The sequence below is a fragment of the Pseudomonas sp. J380 genome, assembly GCF_009827115.1.
GTDB lineage: Bacteria > Pseudomonadota > Gammaproteobacteria > Pseudomonadales > Pseudomonadaceae > Aquipseudomonas > Aquipseudomonas paracarnis.
The window spans coordinates 5,909,668-5,926,001 of the sequence record NZ_CP043060.1; the positions used below are offsets into that span (position 1 = coordinate 5,909,668).

Sequence of the window (16,334 nt, forward strand, 5' to 3'; positions counted from 1 at the left end):
CATCGTTGGCGTTTTTCGCGAGCAAGCTCGCTCCTGCAGGGATTGGGTCAAGCTGTTTTTTCTGCACCCACCCATCGGTACGTAATGCCGCCGATCACCGCGCCGAGGATGGGCGCGAGCCAGAACAGCCACAATTGCTGCAGCGCCCAGCCGCCGACAATCAACGCAGGCCCTGTGCTGCGGGCCGGGTTGACCGAGGTGTTGGTCACCGGGATGGAGATAAGGTGGATCAGCGTCAGCCCCAGGCCAATGGCGATGGGCGCGAAGCCTGCCGGGGCTCGACGGTCGGTGGCGCCAAGGATGATCAGCACGAACATCGCCGTCATCACCAGCTCACAGACAAAGCCTGCCGCCATTGAATAACCACCGGGTGAATGCTCGCCATAACCATTGCTTGCCAGCCCGGAGGCCAGTTCGAACCCGGGTTTGCCGCTGGCGATGAAGTACAGCAGTGCGGCGGCGATGGCGCCACCGATCACTTGCGACACGATGTAGGCCGGCAACTCCCTGGCCGGGAATCTGCCGCCGACCACCAACCCCACCGAGACGGCCGGGTTAAGGTGACAGCCGCTGATATGCCCGATGGCAAATGCCATGGTCAGCACCGTGAGCCCAAAAGCCAGGGACACCCCGAGCAGGCCGATGCCAACGTTGGGGAACGCTGCGGCCAATACCGCACTCCCGCAGCCACCCAACACCAGCCAAAACGTACCCAGTCCTTCCGTTACGGAACGTTTGAACAGTGACATGAACACTTCCTTAGATTGCTCTATCTGATTAACGGTCTGTGTGGCTTCCCTGCCGCCTTAAATCAGGGCCCTCCTGGGGCCTGATTGCAGTACAGCAGGATTGTCTCGCAAGACCAGCCAGATAGAGAAAGCTGTCAGAATTGTTCGGAATTGAGCGGGGCTTTACCCAGCGAAATCAGTCTATGCCGACAAAACCCCCGGTCTGATGCTGCCATAACCGCGAATAAAGCCCGCCGTATGCCAACAACTCTGAATGGCTGCCGCTTTCGGCAATCTGGCCTTTTTCCAGCACCACTAGGCGGTCCATTCGTGCGATGGTCGACAACCGGTGCGCAATCGCAATCACCGTCTTGCCCTGCATCAGGGTTTCCAGGCTCTCCTGGATCGCCGCTTCCACTTCAGAGTCCAGCGCGGAGGTGGCTTCGTCCATGATCAGGATCGGTGCGTCCTTGAGCAGCACGCGGGCGATAGCGATACGCTGGCGTTGCCCGCCGGAGAGTTTCACCCCGCGTTCACCCACATGGGCATCCAGCCCGGTGCGGCCCTCGGAGTCCGACAGCAGCGGGATGAATTCATCGGCGCGGGCCTTGTGCACTGCCCCCCACAGTTCTTCGTCAGTCGCGTCGGGCTTGCCATACAGCAGGTTGTCGCGGATCGAGCGGTGCAGCAACGAGGTGTCTTGGGTGATCATGCCGATTTGTGCGCGCAGGCTCTCCTGGGCGACCTCGGCGATGTCCTGGCCGTCGATGAGGATGCGCCCGCCCTGCAGGTCGTAAAGGCGCAGCAGCAGGTTGACCAGCGTCGACTTGCCCGCGCCGGATGGGCCGATCAAGCCGATCTTTTCCCCGGCCTTGATCTCAAGGTTGAGGCCGCCAATGATTCCGCTCTTCTTGCCGTAGTGGAAGTCCACTTGCTCAAAGCGTACCTGGCCGTGGGGCACCGTCAGGCGCGGAGCGTTTTCACGATCGATAGCGGCCAGTGGCTGGGCGATGGTCTTCAGGCCGTCTTGCACAATGCCGATGTTTTCGAAGATGCCGTTGACCACCCACATGATCCAGCCGGACATGTTGACGATGCGGATCACCAGGCCGGTGGCGAGGGCAATCGCGCCCACGGAAATCAGCGACTGGGTCCACAGCCACAGGGCCAGGCCAGTAGTGGTGACGATCAGCAGGCCGTTCAGAATACAGATCACGGTGTCCATGCTGGTGAGCACGCGGGCGGCCAGTTGGGTTTTTTCGGTCTGCTCGATGATCGCTTGCTTGGCGTATTCCTGTTCGTTCTGCGTATGGGCGAACAGCTTCAAAGTGGTGATATTGGTGTAGCCGTCGACGATTCGGCCCATCAGTTTGGAGCGCGCCTCGGAGGAAATCACCGAGCGTTCTTTCACCCGAGGTACGAAGTAACGCAGGGCCAGGCTGTAGCAAACGATCCAGGTGATCAGCGGAATCATCAGCCGCCAGTCGGCCTCGGCAAACAACACCAGGGCACTGATGGCGTAGATCGACACGTGCCAGATAGCCTCCGCGGTCGCCACCGCCGAGTCACGCAAGGAGTTGCCGGTTTGCATGATCCGCTGGGCGATGCGCCCGGCGAAATCGTTTTGAAAGAAATTCAGGCTCTGCTTGAGCACGTAGCTGTGGTTCTGCCAGCGAATCAGGCTGGTCATGCCAGGGTTGATGGTCTGGTGCACCAGCAAGTCATGCAGTCCGTTGAAGAGCGGGCGCAACAACAGGGCGACCACGGCCATCCAGATCAGCTCGGCGCTGTGGATCTGGAAAAAATTCGCCGGTGGCGTGCCCTGGGCCAGGTCGATGATGCGGCTCAGGTAGCTGAACAACGCAACTTCGATCAGGGCGCCGACCAGCCCCACCACCAGCAGCGCGGCGAAGCACGGCCACACCTGGCGCAGGTAATAGAGATAGAAGGGCAGGACTTTTTCGGGAGGGGCCGCGCTGGGGGCGTCGCGGAAAATATCGATCAGTTGTTCAAAACGACGATAGAGCATTAGGTTTGACGCCCGCCGGGCGGGCTCTCCTTTCAAAGGTGCACGGTGCCATGCGGGCACCGTGCAAAGCTGCCTGCGGACCTCAGTCGATGCGCTTGGCCGACTTGATGATCACAGGATCGATAGGCACGTTCTGCATGCCTTGCTTGGTGGTGGTCTGGGAGTTGACGATGATGTCGACCACGTCCATGCCCTTGACCACTTTGGCGAACACGGCATAACCGGCATCGCGGCCCGGGTCGAGGAAGGCATTGTCGGCCACGTTGATGAAGAATTGGCTGGTGGCCGAGTTCGGGTCATTGGTGCGAGCCATGGACAAGGTGCCACGCACGTTATGCAGGCCATTGCTGGCTTCGTTCTTGATCGGTGCTTCGGTCGGCTTTTGCGCCATTTGCTGGGTGAACCCGCCGCCCTGGACCATGAAGCCGGGGATCACGCGGTGAAAGATCGTGTTGGTGTAGAAGCCCTTGTCGACATAGGCCAGGAAGTTCTTGGTGCTGATCGGCGCCTTGACCGGGTCCAGTTCGATTTCAATCTGGCCGTTGGTGGTGTCGAGCAACACGTGTGGCGCCTTGGCCGGCTCGGCCGCCATCAGGTTGGCAGCGAACAGGGCGGAACCGGCAAAGAAGGCGATTTTTTTCAGCATGGGTCAGTGATCCTGGGTAGTGGTTTCGACGGTCTTTAGAAACTCGAGCAAGGTCGCGTTAAAGACCTCGGGTTGATCCAAGGGCGTGGCATGGCGGGAATCTTCGATGACCACCAGCCGCGCATCGGGCAGCAGTTTTACATAGATTTCTTTCTGCGCCACGGGGGTGTAGTCATGGTCGGCGCTGATGACCAGGGTTGGACAGGCAATTCTCGACAGTTGTTCCTGCACGCCCCAGCCCACGATGGCGTCGAAGCTGGCGAGATAAGCACGTTTGTCGTTGCTTGCCCAGCGTTCGGCCATCTTGCGGCGCAGGTCGGCCTGCTCAGGTTTTGGGAACAGCCGATCGCCCAAGGCCTTGCCGATGGTGCCCAGGCTGAGCACGCGGGCCAGGGTCCAGCGTTTGGCCCACTGCCAATAGTCGTCGGCACTGCGCACCTTGACCTCAGGCGCGCTGTTGACGATGCACAGGCTTTTGACCCGCAGGGGTTCATCCACCGCCAGTTGGAAGGCGATCATGCCGCCCATGGATAAACCCACCACGTGGGCCGCTGGCAGGTCCAGGTGTTCGATCAGGGCGACCAGGTCGAAGGTAAACCCTTTGATGCTGTAGCGCTCCCGGGGTTTGTCCGAGCGACCATGGCCGCGCACGTCAACCACGATCAGGCGGTAGTGCCGGGCGAGTACCGGTATTTGCAGTTCCCAATCCTGGCTGCTGGAGCCCAGGCCGTGGATCAGGATCAGGGGGTTGCCATGGCCGTATTCCTCGTAATGCAGGCTGCAGCCTTCATGATCGAACCAGGCCATGGATGAACTCCGTTTCAGGCTTGTTGGGGAGCGGCGAAGGGCGCGTCCAGGGGAGCGGTGTCAAAGGTGCGCAGCAATTCCACGAGGATCTGCGTGGCGGGCCCCAAGGGTTTGTCTTTGTTGGAGTACAGGTAAAACGTCGGGTTGCGACTGCCACCTTTTTCCAGGGGAAGCTGCTTGAGCACGCCTTCCTTGAGTTCGCGCTCGATCATGTGCCGGGGCAGCCAGGCAAAGCCCAGGCCGCTGCCGACGAAGGTGGCGGCGGTAGCGAGGCTGCCGACGGTCCAGCGCTGTTCGGCGCCTAGCCAGCCGACGTCGCGCGGTTGTTGGCGGCCCGAGTCACGGATCACCACCTGCATCTGGCTCTCCAGGTCGTGGAAACTCAGCTCACGGTTGAGGCGATGCAGCGAGTGATCGGGGTGGGCCACGGCGACGAACTCCACATCGCTCATTTCCGTGCCCAGGTAGCCCGGGATGATAAACCCGCAAATGGCCAGGTCCGCCATGCCGTCGAGCAGCAACTCTTCGACGCCGGACAGCACTTCTTCGCGCAGGCGCACCCGGCAGCCACGGCTTTGGGGCATAAAGGCGGTCAGCGCGCGAACGAGGCGTGCGCTGGGGTAGGCGGCATCCACCACCAGGCGCACTTCGGCTTCCCAGCCCTGCTCCATGTGATGGGCGAGGTCTTCCAGTTGGCTGGCGTTTTTCACCAGTTGGCGGGAGCGGCGCAGCAGCACTTCACCGGCTTCGGTCAGCACCGCCTTGCGCCCGTCGATACGCAGCAAGGGGACACCGAGTTGGTCCTGCATGCGCGCTACGGTGTAGCTCACTGAAGATTGCGAACGGTGCAGCGCTTCGGCGGCTTGGGCAAAGCCGCCATGATCGACCACGGCTTGCAAGGTGCGCCATTGATCGAGGGTAACGCGGGGCGCTTTCAAGATGAGCTCCTCTTGTCCTAAGCTGGCGGTCCTTATTGGAGACTGCCGAATGAGAAAATTGTGTTGTGTGTTGCTGGCGCTGCTGCCGATGAGCGCGTTTGCCTACCCTATCGATGTGACGAAAAAGATCGATGGCGTGAGCATTGATTACACCGCCTCCGATGTGGACGGCGACATCAGTTCGATCCAGCTGAACAACTACGGTACCCAGGACGCGGTGTGCAAGGTTACCTTCACCAACGGCCCGGAATCGCCACGCCGTCGCACCGTGACTGTGCCGGCAGGCAAAAGCACCAACACCACGGTCAAGTTCAACCGCGCCATCATCAAGATGCGCATTGCCTTGGACTGCGCCCCAAAATAAAGCGGTAGCGGGGCATGCCCACAGGAATACTCCGCTTATAAACGAATTTCTAGATGGGTTGTAGCAGTTTTTTGCGCTTTTTTATCGAATGGGCCCTGGTTAACCTTCTCTCCATCGACTTACAGCAATTACCGATGGAGCCTACGAAGCCATGTCCAATGTCCTGATCATCGAAAGCAGTGCGCGCCAGCAGGATTCCATTTCCCGCCAGCTCACCCAACAGTTCATCAGCCAATGGCAAGTCGCCCATCCGGCAGACCACATCACCGTGCGCGACGTCGCGCTCAATCCGGTACCCCATTTGGATGCCAACCTGCTGGGCGGTTGGATGAAACCGGCGGAGCAGCGTAACGACGACGAACAGGTGTCCCTGGACCGCTCCAACGAGTTGACTGACGAACTACTGGCCGCCGACGTGTTGGTGATGGCCGCGCCGATGTACAACTTCGCTATCCCCAGCACCCTCAAAGCCTGGCTGGATCACGTGTTGCGGGCCGGTGTGACTTTCAAATACACCGCCACTGGGCCCCAGGGCCTGTTGACCGGCAAGCGCGCCATCGTGCTCACCGCTCGCGGCGGTATTCACACGGGTGCTACCTCGGATCACCAGGAACCGTACCTGCGCCAGGTCATGGCATTTATTGGCATTCATGACGTCACCTTCATTCACGCCGAAGGCGTCAACCTGGGCGGCGACTTCCAGGAGAAGGGCGTCAATCACGCCAAGGCACTGCTGGCCCAGGTGGCCTGAGGCGTTAATCGTCAGATAATCCCGTGCTGCTTATATAGCCCCACGCAAACCCTTCAAGTACGCGTATCGAACCTCCCTTTGCACTTTTTGCTCCTGAGTGCTCCTGCCCGACTGCCGCTTTAGCGAGGTCGGGTTTTTTTTGCGCCGAGTTTCTTCAACCTCCAAAAAGCTTTAATGTCGCGCCCATTCGAAACGAGGCGCGCATGGGCTATTTACTGGTTGTCACCCTGATTCAGGCATTTTCCTTCAGCTTGATTGGCGAATACCTCGCCGGTCACGTCGACAGCTACTTTGCGGTGCTGGTGCGCGTGGTGCTGGCCGGGCTGATCTTTATCCCGCTGACGCGCTGGCGCTCGGTGGAGCCCGCGTTCATGCGCGGCATGTTGGTGATCGGTGCATTGCAGTTCGGCGTGACCTACGTCTGCCTGTACCTGAGCTTTCGCGTGCTGACGGTGCCGGAAGTGCTGCTATTCACCATCCTCACGCCGCTGCATGTGACCCTGATCGAGGACGCGCTTAATCGCCGCTTCAATCCCTGGGCGCTGGTGGCGGCCCTGGTGGCGGTGGGCGGTGCGGCGGTGATTCGTTTCGATCAGATCACCCCGCATTTCCTGATGGGGTTCTTGCTGCTGCAATTGGCCAATTTCACCTACGCCGCCGGGCAAGTCATGTACAAGCACCTGGTGGCGCGTTATCCCAGTGACCAGCCGCACTTCCGGCGTTTCGGTTATTTCTACCTGGGCGCCTTGTTGGTGGTGTTGCCGGCGTTCCTGCTGTTCGGCAAGGCTGACTTCCTGCCGCAAGCGCCGCTGCAATGGGGTGTGCTGGTGTTCCTCGGGTTGGTCAGCACTGCGCTGGGCATGTACTGGTGGAACAAGGGCGCCTGCCTGGTCAATGGCGGCACCCTGGCGGTGATGAACAACCTGCATGTGCCGGTGGGGTTGCTGCTGAACCTGCTGATCTGGAACCAGCACGAACCGCTGGGCCGTTTGGCCCTGGGCGGTCTGGTGATTCTGGGGGCGGTGTGGATCAGCCGGCTGGGTGTGCGTCGGGCGGTATCGTCCCCATCGTGATCACCACCTTGCCTTTGGCGCGGCCTTGTTCGACATAGTCCAGGGCCGCCGCTGTGAATTCGAACGGAAAGGTACGGTCGATAACCGGCCGGATACTGCCGGACTCGACCAGCGCGGTGATTTCATCCAGTTGTGCGCCACTGGCACGCATGAAGACAAACTCATAGCTCACGCCTTGCTTGCGTGCTTTCCTGCGGATACCGCTGCTCAACACACCCATGACCAGGCCCAATAACCAGGGCAGGTTCTGGGCGCGGGCGAAGGCGGGTGTCGGCGGCCCGGAGATGGAGATGAGCTGACCGCCGGGCTTGAGAATCTTCAGTGACTTGGCCAGCGCATCCGGGCCCAGGCTGTTCAGCACCACATCGTAATCCCGCAGCACGGCCTCGAAGGCTTGCTGTTTGTAGTCGATCACTACATCCGCGCCCAACGCCTTGACCCACTCCACATTGGCGGTGCTGGTGGTGGTGGCGACAAAAGCGCCCAAATGCTTGGCCAGCTGGATGGCGATACTGCCCACCCCGCCTGAGCCCGCATGAATGAACACCTTCTGGCCTTTCTTCAGCTTCGCGGTTTCCACCAGCACCTGCCACGCCGTGAGCGCGACCAGGGGCAGGGACGCGGCTTGCTCCATGGTGATGTTGTCGGGTTTGCGCGCCAGTGCGTCTTCGTGCACGGCAATCCGCTCGGCGAAGGTGCCGATACGTTGCTGGGGCGGACGAGCGTAGACTTCGTCCCCCGGCTTGAAGCGTCGTACCGCAGCGCCGACGCTGAGCACCACGCCGGCCAGGTCGTTGCCCAGTGTCAACGGCAATGCATAGGGCAGGATCAGTTTGAATTCGCCCTTGGCGATCTTTGCATCCAGCACATTGACGCTGCTGGCCCGCACCTGGACCAGCACGTCATGTTCACCCACAACAGGCGCGGGGGTCTCGATGAGGCGGCCGGGCTGCTTGCCGTACCGTTCGATGGAAAATGCCTTCATGGTTCAACGCTCGTTGCTTCGGTGAGAAGGGCAGGCGCGGAGCACGCCTGCTACCGGTTGATCAGGCGTTGGCCAGGTAACGCTCGGCAACCTGGGACTGCTTGATCTGCGCCAGCAAGCCTTGCCGCGCAGCCTGCAACGCGTCCCAACGGGCGCCGTCCTGCAACGGCGGAATGGTCACCGGCTCGCGGCGGTCGAAACCGACCAGCGCTGCGTCCACCAGATCACCCACTTCCATCACGTCCGTGAGGGTGTTGATATCAATGCCCGCACGCTCCCAGATCTCGGTACGCGTGGCAGCGGGCAGCACGGCTTGCACGTACACGCCTTTGGGCGCCAGTTCCAGGCTCATGCCTTGGGACAGGAACAGCACGAACGCCTTGGTCGCGCCGTACACCGTCATGCCGAATTCCGGGGCCAGGCCCACTACCGAGCCAATGTTGATGATAGCGCCGTTGCCGACTGCCGCCAGGCGCGGGGCGATGGCACTGGCCAGGCGCACCAGTGCAGTGGTGTTGAGGGCGACCAACTGCGCGACGCTGTCGGTGGACTGCTCGATAAAACCGCCGGACTGCGCGGCGCCGGCATTGTTGACCAGGGTGCCAATGCTGGCGTCATCACGCAGGCGCGCTTCAACTGCTGCCAGGTCAGCGGTCTGGGTCAAGTCGGCGGGGAGGATATCAACGCTGACGGCGTGGTGCTCACGCAACCTGGCGGCGAGCGCTTCCAGGCGCGTGATGTCACGGGCGACCAGTACGAGGTCGTGGCCGCGTGCGGCAAAGCGTTCGGCGTAGGCGGCGCCAATGCCGGTCGAAGCGCCAGTGATCAGAACGGTGTTGGAAGTACTCATGGTGTGATGCTCTGTGAGTGCGAGGAGGTTTTATGATGTCGATCATAATCAAAGCTGTCAACGGTTTTGATTATGATCGACATCATAGTAATATGCCTATCTCGCACGCTGTCAGGACCACAGACATGAAGATCACCAAGGCGCAGTCACAGAGCAATCGGGCCCATATCGTCGCGACAGCTTCGGAGCTGTTCCGCGAGCGGGGTTTCGATGGGGTGGGCGTGGCCGAGTTGATGGCTGCGGCCGGTTTTACCCAAGGCGGCTTTTACAAGCACTTCGGTTCCAAGGCGGACTTGATGGCGGAAGCAGCCGCCAACAGTCTGGCGCAGTCACTGGCCGACAGTGCGGAGATGGAGGTGGAGCAGTTTTTCGAGGTTTACCTGTCCAGGCAGCACCGCGACCATCGCGGCGGCGGATGCACATTGGCGGCGTTGTGTGCCGATGCCGCCCGTCAATCGGACACGCTGAAGGCGACCTTTGCCGACGGTTTGGAAAATACCCTGCAGGCCCTGGAAGCAAAGTACAACGCAGCTCATGAGACGCCACAAGAAGGCGTGCGCGCGAAAATGCTCGACAGCATGGCCCATGCCATCGGCGCAATCATGCTGTCGCGGGCGTGCCCGGATGATTCCGCACTGGCCGATGAAGTGCTTGAGGTTTGCCGCCAGGAGATTACGGCGTCACTGCCGTAATCCCGTTTGCATCACCTCATGCCGTTTCGGCGATGGGTACCTGCGTGGCCCCGGCCAATGCCGGCAGCACGCCGGCGCGCAGGTCGTTGCCGCTCGGCTGCTGATACAGGCTCAGCCCGAACTCCGGCAACACCGCCAACAGATAATCGAAGATATCGCCCTGGATCCGCTCGTAATCGCCCCACGCCGTGGTGCGGGTGAAGCAGTAGATCTCCAGCGGCACGCCCTGGGCGGTAGTTTGCATCTGGCGCACCATGCAGGTCATGTTCGGCTGGATGTCCGGGTGGCTTTGCAGGTATGCCAGTGCGTAGGCGCGGAAGGTGCCGAGGTTGGTCATGCGCCGACGGTTGGCCGACAGTTGCGCGCTGTGGCCCTGAGCCTCGTTCCAGGCCTTGAGTTCGGCCTGCTTGCGGCTGATATAGCCGCTGAGCAAGTGCACCTGGGTCATGCGCACTTCCTCCTCGTCGTTCAGGAAGCGTACGCCGCTGGCGTCGATGTACAGGCTGCGCTTGATACGGCGCCCACCGGAGGCCTGCATGCCACGCCAGTTCTTGAACGACTCGGACATCAGGCGCCAGGTGGGGATGGAAACGATGGTCTTGTCGAAGTTCTGCACCTTCACCGTGTGCAGGGTGATGTCCACCACATCGCCATCGGCACCCACCTGGGGCATTTCGATCCAGTCACCGACGCGCAGCATGTCGTTGCTGGTCAATTGCACACTGGCGACGAACGACAGCAGCGTGTCCTTGTACACCAACAGAATCACCGCCGACATCGCACCCAGGCCCGACAGCAGCAACAGCGGCGAGCGGTCGATCAGGGTGGCGACGATGATGATCGCGCCGAACACGAACAGCACCATTTTCGCCAGTTGCACATAGCCCTTGATCGAGCGGGTGCGTGCGTGTTCGGTGCGTGCGTAGATATCCAGCAGCGCGTTGAGCAGGGCACTCATGGCCAAAACCATGAACAGAATGGTGATCGCCAGGGCGACGTTGCCGATAAACAGAATGGCGGTCTTGCTCAGGTCCGGCACCAGGTACAGGCCGAACTGGACCACCAGCGATGGCGTCATCTGCGCCAGGCGATGGAAGACTTTGTTATGCCGCAGGTCGTTCAGCCAGTGCAGGGCCGGCTGCCGGCCGAGCAATTTGACCGCGTGCAGGATGAGGTAACGGGCGACCCTTCCCACCACCAATGCCACCACCAGCAACACCAGCAAGCCTAGGCTGGAATGCAGGACCGGGTGTTCATCGAGGGCGCCCCAAAGGTCTTGGACGTTGAGCCAGAGCTGTTTGATATCCATGAGTGAACCGATTCTTCTGTAAGACAACACGGGGCGATTAGAGCATTTAAGTGCAACAAAGTTGACGCTCTGGACAAAATCGCTGACAAAAAAGCAGCTGATTAGCCCCGTTCGCGTAAAGAAACTCGGTTTGGGCGCCCGAAACCGGTAACCTATGCAGCTGATATTTTGTATTTCTTCGAGGTAGCACCCGTGTTTTCCCAATTCGCCCTGCACGAACGCCTGCTTAAAGCCGTGGCCGAGCTTAAATTTGTCGAGCCTACGCCTGTGCAAGCAGCGGCCATCCCGCTCGCGCTGCAAGGGCGTGACCTGCGGGTGACGGCGCAAACCGGCAGCGGCAAGACCGCCGCTTTCGTCCTTCCGGTACTTAACCGCCTGATCGGCCCGGCCAAAGTGCGCGTCAGCATCAAGACCCTGATCCTGCTGCCGACCCGCGAGCTGGCCCAGCAGACCCTGAAGGAAGTCGAGCGCTTCTCGCAGTTCACCTTCATCAAGTCCGGCATCATTACCGGTGGCGAAGACTTCAAGGTCCAGGCCGCGATGTTGCGCAAGGTACCGGACATCCTGATCGGCACCCCAGGGCGCATGATCGAGCAGCTCAACGCTGGCAACCTCGACCTCAAGGAAGTCGAAGTGCTGGTGCTCGACGAAGCCGACCGCATGCTCGACATGGGCTTTGCCGATGATGTGCAACGTCTGGTCGGTGAGTGCGTCAACCGCCAGCAGACCATGCTGTTCTCCGCCACCACCGGTGGTTCGACCCTGCGCGATATGGTCGCCAAGGTGCTGAACAACCCTGAGCACTTGCAGGTCAACAACGTCAGCGACCTGAACGCCACCACGCGCCAGCAGATCGTCACCGCTGACCATAACGTGCACAAAGAACAGATCCTGAACTGGTTGTTGGCCAACGAGACCTACCAGAAGGCCATCGTGTTCACCAACACCCGTGCCGCCGCCGACCGTATCTACGGGCGCCTGGTTGCGCAGGAATACAAGGCGTTCGTGCTGCACGGCGAGAAAGACCAGAAGGACCGCAAGCTGGCCATCGACCGTCTCAAGGCGGGCGGCGTGAAGATCCTGGTGGCCACCGATGTTGCCGCACGCGGCCTCGACGTCGACGGTCTGGACCTGGTGATCAACTTCGACATGCCCCGCAGCGGCGACGAATACGTGCACCGTATCGGCCGTACCGGACGGGCCGGCAACGATGGCCTGGCTATCTCGCTGATCTGCCACGGCGACTGGAACCTGATGTCGAGCATCGAACGCTACCTGAAGCAGTCGTTCGAGCGCCGCACCATCAAGGAAGTCAAAGGCACGTACACCGGGCCGAAGAAGGTCAAGGCGTCGGGCAAGGCCGTTGGCGTGAAGAAGAAAAAGACCGACGCCAAGGGCGACAAGAAGAAAACCGGCGCCAAGTCGCCGACCAAGCGCAAGATCGCCAACCGGCCGAAGACCGACAATCTGTCGCTCGTCAGCAAGGACGGCATGGCGCCGCTCAAGCGCCGCAAGCCAGAAGCTCCGGCTGCCGAATAAGCAGGCGGGCATAAAAAAACCGGACAATGTCCGGTTTTTTTTCGCCATGATCGTTCCCACGCTCCGCGTGGGAATGCCTCCAGAGACGCTCTGCGTCGCGCTGTGCTCAATGCTTCCGCGCAGCCTCTCTGAGCTCCTTGAGCCGCGCATCGATCAACTGGCACTTGTCGGGAAACTCGGCGCTTTCGGTATCCAGGTCCATCTTCTGTAACTGGTCATTCATCTCCTTGGCCTTGGTCGGGTTCTGCTCTGTGAGCTTGGTCACTTCCTTGGCCAGCTCTTCCCGCTTGGCCGTGGCCTCCTCGGGCGTGCAGGCCCAGGCGGGCAGGGCGCTCAACAGCGTGGCGGCGAGGGTCAGCTTCATCAAGGTTTTCATGGTCGGACTTCCTTGGCAGTGATGTGCAGTTGAGGCGGCGAACCTCTGGAAAGTTCAGAGAAATGACGCCCGTCCGTTCGGTTGAACGGCCAGTGCCGGAACGTGTCACTCCCTTAGACGGGCTAACTCCATCGGCCTGCAGGAGGAATCAGGATGACGACTTACAATTGGGATCTGATCGAACGTCTGCTGCATGAAGTGCAGAACGGCGAAGGCAGCTTTGCCCCGCGCAAATACGCCGAACAAGAAGCGGCCGAGAAGGCGACGGCCGGCGAGGACACTGGCAACCTGGACGCACTCAAGAAGACCGCTGCCGATTACGAGGCGCTGCTGTTCAAGCGTGGCTTTATCGAGTCGCGGCCTGAGGAAGAGGGCGGCAATGGCGAGAATTTCATTCTGACGGCGCTGGGTGCGCAATTGCTGGCGCTGATCGACAGTTCGATTCCAGGCAATGATCATCCACGTCAGGTGTTGGATGAGCAGGAGGACGCGCTTGATCCGGCAACGTTCGCTGAAGTGGCCTCCAAAGCCCAGATCGCCTGATCTTCTTGTCCCCGGCGCCCCGAGGGAGCCGGGTGAACCTGTCGAATCGGTAATCCGTCGCTAAGGTTGCTGACAGCCGGCGACTCCTAATCTGCTGCCATTCAACTCACGGACTTGAATTGGCATGCACTCCACAACCTCCAGACGCACATTCGTCAAAGGCCTGGCCGCAGGCGGCCTGCTGGGTGGGCTCGGGCTTTGGCGCCCCCCTGTGTGGGCACTGACCAGCCCCGGCCAGCCCACGGTGCTCGCCGGCAGCGAATTTGACCTGTTTATTGACCAGACTCCCGTCAACCTGACCGGCCGTGCGCGCACCGCGTTGACCGTCAACGGCAGCCTGCCCGGCCCGCTGTTACGCTGGCGCGAAGGCGACACCGTGACCCTGCGCGTGAAAAACCGTCTTGGCGAGCCCACCTCGATCCACTGGCACGGCATCCTGTTGCCATCGACCATGGACGGCGTGCCCGGCCTGAGCTTCAAGGGCATCGAACCGGGCGGCCTTTACGTTTACCAATTCAAGGTCAAGCAGCACGGCACCTACTGGTACCACAGCCATTCCGGGCTTCAGGAGCAGCAGGGCGTGTACGGCCCGCTGGTTATCGATCCCAAGGAACCCGAGCCTTATAGCTACCAGCGCGATTACGTGGTGATGCTGTCGGACTGGACCGACGAAGACCCCATCGCCCTGATGAAGACCCTCAAGAAGCAGTCCGATTACTACAACCTGCACAAACCCACCCTGGGCGATTTTATCCGGGATGTGGGCAAGCAGGGCTGGTCGGCCACGGCTGCCGACCGGCTGATGTGGGCGCAAATGAAGATGAACCCCACCGACCTTGCGGACGTCAGCGGCGAGACCTACACCTACTTGCTCAACGGCCAGCCGCCTGGGCAGAACTGGACCGGAGTGTTCAAGGCGGGGGAAACGATTCGCCTGCGTTTTATCAATGGCTCGGCGATGACCTATTTTGATGTGCGCATTCCAGGGTTGAAGATGACCGTCATCGCCGCGGATGGCCAGCCGGTAAAGCCGGTAAGCGTCGACGAGTTCCGTATCGCCGTGGCGGAAACCTACGATGTGCTGGTCGAGCCTGTGGCAGAGGCCTATACCCTGTTTGCCCAGTCCATGGACCGCACAGGCTATGCCCGTGGCACCCTCGCCCGGCAGATGGGTGCGACCGCCTCAGTACCGCCGCTTGATCCGCGCCCGTGGCTGACGATGGATGACATGGGCATGGGCGGCATGGACCACGGTGCCATGGCCCATATGCCGGGCATGGAAGGCATGGATCACAGCGCCATGGGCGCGATGGCGATGCAGAAACACCCCGCCAGCGAGCAGAACAACCCGCTGGTAGACATGCAGGCGATGAACCCGATGCCCAAGCTGGACGACCCTGGAATCGGCCTGCGCAACAATGGCCGCCGGGTGCTCACCTATGCCGACCTGCGCAGTACCTTTGAAGACCCCGATGGCCGCGATCCCTCGCGCACCGTCGAATTGCATCTCACCGGGCATATGGAAAAGTTCGCCTGGTCGTTCAATGGCGTGAAGTTTTCCGATGCCGAGCCTTTGCAACTGACTTATGGCGAGCGCGTGCGGGTGGTGCTGGTCAACGACACCATGATGGCCCACCCGATTCACCTGCATGGCTTATGGAGCGATCTGGAGGACGAAAACGGCCAGTTCCAGGTGCGCAAGCACACCATCGACATGCCACCGGGCTCCCGGCGCAGTTACCGCGTCACCGCTGATGCCCTGGGGCGCTGGGCCTATCACTGCCACCTGCTGTACCACATGGAAATGGGCATGTTCCGCGAGGTGCGCGTGCATGAATAAGGAAGCGAGCATGAACCGTTGCGTCTCGTCCCTTTGCATCGTTTTCGCCACGCTGGGGTTCGCCCCATGGACGTTGGCGGCCGAGGATGCATTTCAGGGCATGAGCCCGGCGACGCCCGCGCTGACGCAAAGCCGTACGCCGATTCCGGCGCTGACCGACGCAGACCGTGCAGCGGTCTACAACGCGCCGGGAGGGCATCAGGTGCACGACAGCGGCGTGAACTCGATGCTGCTGATCAACCAGTTGGAATGGCAGGGCGGCGACGGCAACGCGCAGAGTTGGGACATCAAGGGTTGGGTCGGCGGTGACATCGACCGGCTGTGGCTACGCAGCGAAGGCGAACGCAGCGCCGGCCGCACTGAAAGCGCCGAAGCCCAAGCGTTATGGGGGCACGCTATCGGCCCGTGGTGGGACGTGGTCGGCGGCGTGCGCCAGGACTTCAAACCCGGTGCCAGCCAGAGCTGGGCGGCCTTTGGCCTACAAGGCATGGCGCTCTACAACTTCGAGGCCGAAGCCACGTTGTTTGTCGGCGAATCGGGGCATACCGCCGCACGCCTTGAGGGTGACTACGACATTCTGCTCACCAATCGCCTGATCCTGCAGCCGACCGCCGAACTCAACTTCTATGCGCAGAACGATCCGCAACGCGGCGTTGGTTCGGGCTTGGCGGAAAGTGAACTGGGCCTGCGCTTGCGCTACGAAGTTCGCCGCGAGTTTGCGCCTTATGTCGGTCTCAGCTGGAACCGCACTTATGGCCAGACCGCGCAATACGCACGGGACGAAGACGAAGACATCAATCAACTGCGCTGGGTCGTCGGCGTGCGCTTGTGGTTCTGACGGGTTTCCCTTTTTATTATTCGCCG

At 61.0% G+C, this 16,334-nt stretch carries 17 protein-coding genes; 8 read left to right on the forward strand and 9 right to left on the reverse strand.

Annotation, left to right across the window (positions count from 1 at the left end; translation table 11 throughout):
- Positions 1 to 47 precede the first annotated feature (47 nt).
- The 5 genes from aqpZ to FXO12_RS27045 form a co-directional block, all read right to left on the reverse strand.
- Positions 48 to 749: an aquaporin Z gene (gene aqpZ, locus FXO12_RS27025; protein ID WP_054897841.1), complete on the reverse strand. Its 702-nt coding sequence runs from the start codon at positions 747 to 749 to the stop codon at positions 48 to 50.
- Between the two features lie 175 nt (positions 750 to 924).
- The gene (locus FXO12_RS27030) at positions 925 to 2,757 is read right to left on the reverse strand and encodes an ABC transporter ATP-binding protein (protein WP_057976210.1); all 1,833 of its coding nucleotides are present in this window, start codon (positions 2,755 to 2,757) and stop codon (positions 925 to 927) included.
- An 82-nt stretch (positions 2,758 to 2,839) separates the two neighbouring features.
- Positions 2,840 to 3,403 carry a peptidylprolyl isomerase gene (locus tag FXO12_RS27035; RefSeq protein WP_034128293.1) on the reverse strand — a complete coding sequence of 188 codons (564 nt, stop codon included), beginning with the start codon at positions 3,401 to 3,403 and terminating at the stop codon, positions 2,840 to 2,842.
- Between the two features lie 3 nt (positions 3,404 to 3,406).
- On the reverse strand, positions 3,407 to 4,210 hold the full coding sequence (locus FXO12_RS27040; RefSeq protein WP_054920239.1) for an alpha/beta fold hydrolase: 804 nt from the start codon (positions 4,208 to 4,210) through the stop codon (positions 3,407 to 3,409).
- Positions 4,211 to 4,224: 14 nt separating this feature from the next.
- Complete coding sequence (locus tag FXO12_RS27045; protein WP_003193120.1) at positions 4,225 to 5,148, reverse strand: LysR family transcriptional regulator; 924 nt, start codon at positions 5,146 to 5,148, stop codon at positions 4,225 to 4,227.
- Between the two features lie 49 nt (positions 5,149 to 5,197).
- On the opposite strand from FXO12_RS27045, the gene FXO12_RS27050 reads away from it, so the two are divergent.
- The 3 genes from FXO12_RS27050 (at position 5,198) to FXO12_RS27060 (ending at position 7,336) form a co-directional block, all read left to right on the forward strand.
- A complete protein-coding gene (locus tag FXO12_RS27050) occupies positions 5,198 to 5,512 on the forward strand; it encodes a 3-phosphoglycerate kinase (protein WP_034128295.1) in 315 nt (104 codons plus the stop codon).
- A gap of 151 nt (positions 5,513 to 5,663) precedes the next feature.
- Positions 5,664 to 6,263 (forward strand): FMN-dependent NADH-azoreductase, encoded by a 600-nt coding sequence (locus FXO12_RS27055; RefSeq protein ID WP_044275035.1) that lies wholly within the window; start codon positions 5,664 to 5,666, stop codon positions 6,261 to 6,263.
- A gap of 203 nt (positions 6,264 to 6,466) precedes the next feature.
- Positions 6,467 to 7,336, forward strand: a complete 870-nt coding sequence (locus FXO12_RS27060) for a carboxylate/amino acid/amine transporter (RefSeq protein ID WP_034128297.1) — start codon at positions 6,467 to 6,469, stop codon at positions 7,334 to 7,336.
- Here FXO12_RS27060 and FXO12_RS27065 read toward each other — a convergent pair.
- Positions 7,293 to 8,321, reverse strand: coding sequence for an NADP-dependent oxidoreductase (locus FXO12_RS27065; RefSeq protein WP_057976208.1), 1,029 nt, complete (start codon positions 8,319 to 8,321; stop codon positions 7,293 to 7,295). The genes FXO12_RS27060 and FXO12_RS27065 overlap by 44 nt on opposite strands.
- A 61-nt stretch (positions 8,322 to 8,382) precedes the next feature.
- Entirely contained in the window at positions 8,383 to 9,171 is a 789-nt protein-coding gene (locus FXO12_RS27070) for an SDR family oxidoreductase (RefSeq protein ID WP_057976206.1), read from the reverse strand.
- 125 nt (positions 9,172 to 9,296) lie between these two features.
- Here FXO12_RS27070 and FXO12_RS27075 point away from each other — a divergent pair, with 125 nt between their 5' ends.
- On the forward strand, positions 9,297 to 9,863 hold the full coding sequence (locus FXO12_RS27075) for a TetR/AcrR family transcriptional regulator (protein WP_057976204.1): 567 nt from the start codon (positions 9,297 to 9,299) through the stop codon (positions 9,861 to 9,863).
- Between the two features lie 16 nt (positions 9,864 to 9,879).
- On the opposite strand, the gene FXO12_RS27080 is transcribed toward FXO12_RS27075, so the two are convergent.
- A complete protein-coding gene (locus FXO12_RS27080; RefSeq protein WP_054920228.1) occupies positions 9,880 to 11,172 on the reverse strand; it encodes a mechanosensitive ion channel family protein in 1,293 nt (430 codons plus the stop codon).
- A 192-nt stretch (positions 11,173 to 11,364) separates the two neighbouring features.
- On the opposite strand from FXO12_RS27080, the gene FXO12_RS27085 reads away from it, so the two are divergent.
- Complete coding sequence (locus FXO12_RS27085) at positions 11,365 to 12,711, forward strand: DEAD/DEAH box helicase (RefSeq protein WP_003193110.1); 1,347 nt, start codon at positions 11,365 to 11,367, stop codon at positions 12,709 to 12,711.
- A gap of 106 nt (positions 12,712 to 12,817) precedes the next feature.
- On the opposite strand, the gene FXO12_RS27090 is transcribed toward FXO12_RS27085, so the two are convergent.
- Positions 12,818 to 13,087: a hypothetical protein gene (locus FXO12_RS27090; protein WP_054920226.1), complete on the reverse strand. Its 270-nt coding sequence runs from the start codon at positions 13,085 to 13,087 to the stop codon at positions 12,818 to 12,820.
- Positions 13,088 to 13,240: 153 nt separating this feature from the next.
- Between FXO12_RS27090 and FXO12_RS27095 the strand changes: the two genes are divergently transcribed.
- From FXO12_RS27095 to FXO12_RS27105, 3 genes are all read left to right on the forward strand, one after another.
- Positions 13,241 to 13,630 carry a hypothetical protein gene (locus tag FXO12_RS27095; RefSeq protein ID WP_034128303.1) on the forward strand — a complete coding sequence of 130 codons (390 nt, stop codon included), beginning with the start codon at positions 13,241 to 13,243 and terminating at the stop codon, positions 13,628 to 13,630.
- Between the two features lie 124 nt (positions 13,631 to 13,754).
- Entirely contained in the window at positions 13,755 to 15,470 is a 1,716-nt protein-coding gene (locus FXO12_RS27100; RefSeq protein WP_057976202.1) for a copper resistance system multicopper oxidase, read from the forward strand.
- Between the two features lie 10 nt (positions 15,471 to 15,480).
- Positions 15,481 to 16,308, forward strand: a complete 828-nt coding sequence (locus FXO12_RS27105; RefSeq protein ID WP_057976200.1) for a copper resistance protein B — start codon at positions 15,481 to 15,483, stop codon at positions 16,306 to 16,308.
- The last annotated feature ends 26 nt before the right edge of the window (positions 16,309 to 16,334 follow it).